3 protein-coding genes are annotated in these 3,048 nt (G+C 64.8%); all 3 read left to right on the top strand.

Annotation, left to right across the window (positions count from 1 at the left end; genetic code table 11):
• The coding region (locus WCA53_RS05225) for an ABC transporter permease (RefSeq protein ID WP_423906433.1) at positions 1-837 on the top strand (837 nt) is incomplete at its 5' end.
• Positions 834-1,694 (top strand): ABC transporter permease, encoded by an 861-nt coding sequence (locus WCA53_RS05220; protein ID WP_423906431.1) that lies wholly within the window; start codon positions 834-836, stop codon positions 1,692-1,694. The genes WCA53_RS05225 and WCA53_RS05220, both read left to right, overlap by 4 nt.
• A partial coding sequence (locus WCA53_RS05215; RefSeq protein WP_423906428.1) for an oligopeptide/dipeptide ABC transporter ATP-binding protein occupies positions 1,691-3,048 on the top strand: 1,358 nt, incomplete at its 3' end. The genes WCA53_RS05220 and WCA53_RS05215, both read left to right, overlap by 4 nt.

Raw genomic sequence — 3,048 nt, 5'->3', positions numbered from 1 at the left:
GGCCCGCTCGCCGACGCCCGCGCCGTTGCCGCGCTCGATCATCAACTGGGCGTCGACCGGCCGCTGCTCGCTCAATACGCTGGATGGATCGGACATTTCGTGCGTGGCGACATGGGTCAGTCGTACTCCTATCGTGCGCCCGTGGCGCCGTTCATCGGCAACGCGCTGCTGGCTTCGGCGAAGCTCGGGGCGCTGGCGTTTATCGTGGTCGTGCCGCTGGGAATCATGGGCGGCGTGTATGCGGCGCTTCATGCCGGGCGCTGGATCGACCGCACGATCAGCATCGCGGGGTTATCGGCTACGGTCGTGCCGGAGTTTGTCTCGTCGATCGTGCTGATTCTCGTGTTCGGCGTATGGCTGCAATGGTTGCCGATCGAGGCCACGTCGCCTGAGGGATCGAATGCGCTGGTCCAGCTCAAGCACCTGATCCTCCCCGTGTTGCCGCTCGTGCTCGTTTTCTTTGGCTACATTGCACGCATGGCGCGGGCCGGCACCGTGGAAGCGCTCGATGCCGACTACACGCGCACCGCGATCTTGAAAGGCCTGCCGCGTCGCGTGGTGATCTGGCGCCACGTGCTTCGCAACGCGTTGTTGCCAACCGTCACCGTCGCTGCAACCCAACTCGGCTACATGATCGGCGGGCTCGTGGTGGTGGAGACGCTGTTCCACTACCAAGGCATCGGATCGCTCATTTATAACGCAGCCAAGGGCAAGGATTTTCCGATGCTCGAAGCTGGCGTGCTGACAGTCGGCGTGATTTATACAGCGGCAAATCTGGTCGCCGACGGGCTGTATGTCGTGCTCAATCCGCGTTTGCGGGTGAGGAACGCGCAATGAGCACAGTGACCACCGCGCCTTCATTGCGGCCGCCCCGATTCGAACGCACCAAAGCCTTGCTGCGCTCTCCCACGTTCGTGGCCGGCGTGCTGATCCTCGCGTTCTGGGCTTTGTGCGCGCTGGTCGGACACTGGATCGTGCCGCAAGATCCATACGCCTCCGATCCCCTCAATTCCCTCACGCCGCCCGATCGCACGCACTGGTTCGGCACCGATCAACTCGGCCGCGATGTCTTCGCCCGCGTGATAGTCGGTGCGCGCGACATCCTGACCATCGCGCCACTGGCGACCTTGCTCGGCACGGTCGCGGGCACGACCGTCGGCTTGATGGTCGGCTATTTCGATGGCTGGGTGGACAGCGTGGTCGGACGTTTCATCGACGCGGTGCTTGCGCTGCCGCTCGTGATCGTCGCGTTGCTCGCGCTGGCCGCGGTGGGCGCGAGCAACGGCACCGTGATCCTCGTGATCGGCATCACCTTCACACCCATCACCGCGCGCACCGTGCGCGCGGCCGTCTTCGCTGAACGCAACCTCGACTATGTGCTGGCCGCCCAGTTGCGCGGCGAAAACGCGTTCTACATCATGTTTGCGGAAATCCTGCCGAACGTGCTGCAGCCGATCATCGTGGAAGCAACCGTGCGGCTCGGCTACGCCATCTTCGCCGTCGCGACGCTGTCGTTCCTCGGCTTCGGCATTCAGCCGCCCTCGGCGGACTGGGGCCTGGCGCTGTCCGAGTGCTACACGCTGATGGCCGGCGGCGCATGGTGGACGGTCGTGTTCGACGCCGCCGCGATCGCTTCGCTGGTGGTGGGCGTGAACCTCGTGGCGGACGGTATTGAAGGGGTGCTCGACCGATGAACGGACCTCCGCCCTCTGCTTTCCCCGTCTTCGATGGATCGAAGCGTGCCGAGACCGATGCCCTGACCATCGTCGGCCTGACCGTCGCGTATCGCGTGCACGGCCGCGATCGTGAGGTGCTGCAAGACATCACCTTGCGCGTAAAACGCGGCGAGGCGTATGGGCTCGTCGGCGAATCGGGATGCGGTAAATCAACCGCCGCGCTTGCCGTCCTGCGCTATCTGCCGCGTAACGGCCGCGTGAAGTCGGGAAAGATTTCCATAGCCGGCCGCGACATTGCCGCAATGGACGCCGATGCGTTGCGGCAGATGCGGGCCAACGCCGTTTCGATGGTCTACCAGGATCCGGGCCGTGCTTTGAATCCGTCCCTGACCATCGCGCGGCAAGTGTCGGAGGCGTTTGAACTGACGGGCGCCTCGGTGGACGAAGCGTTGGAGCGGACCCTCGACATGTTGCGGCGCGTGCGCATTGCCGCGCCCGAACGCGTGATGGATAGTTATCCCCATCAATTGTCGGGTGGCATGCAGCAGCGCGTGGTGATCGCGATGGCGCTCGCGTGCAATCCCGCGTTGCTGATCCTCGATGAACCGACGACCGGGCTGGACGCCACCGTCGAAGCCGACGTGCTCGACCTGATCGCGCAATTGCGTGAGGAACTGGGTACGGCGGTGCTTTTCATCAGCCACAACCTGGCGGTGATCGGCCGGATGTGCGACCGGGTGGGCGTGTTGTATGCGGGCAAACTGGTCGAGGAAGGCACCACCCGCGATGTGTTCGCACGTCCGCGTCACCCCTACACGGTGGGCCTGCTGCGCTGCCTGCCCACGGAAGGACGCAGCAAGGACACCGGCCGGCTCGATACCATTCAAGGTTCGTTGCCGCTGCCGGGAACCGTGACGAAGGGGTGTATCTACGCGCAGCGCTGCAAGCTCGCCGACGACCGTTGCCTGCGCGACGCGCCGCCGCCGTATCGCATGTCTGCCGCTCACGGCGACCAGATGTCCCGATGCCATTATCACGAACGCGCAGCCGATCTACCGCGCGCGACGCCGGAGATCATGCCCGACGGTATCGACAGGACGAACGCGCCGATCGCGTTGCGAGCCGGGAATTTGTCGAAGACGTTTCACGTCGGCGGCGAATCGGTGCGGGCGGTCCACGATGTATCGCTGGAACTGGCGCTGGGCGAGACGCTTGGCCTCGTCGGAGAATCGGGCAGCGGCAAGACGACGCTCGCGAAACTGCTGCTCGGGCTGCTGGCGCCGGATGCGGGCTCGACGATCGAACTCGATGGAGCGACGCTCCCCGCTCGCGTGACGAGCCGCAACGAGACCCAGGTGAAGTCGCTGCAGAT

The organism is Caballeronia sp., assembly GCF_049581465.1.
In the GTDB taxonomy this organism is placed as follows: Bacteria; Pseudomonadota; Gammaproteobacteria; order Burkholderiales; family Burkholderiaceae; genus Caballeronia.
This window is presented reverse-complemented; position numbering and strand designations above follow the sequence as displayed.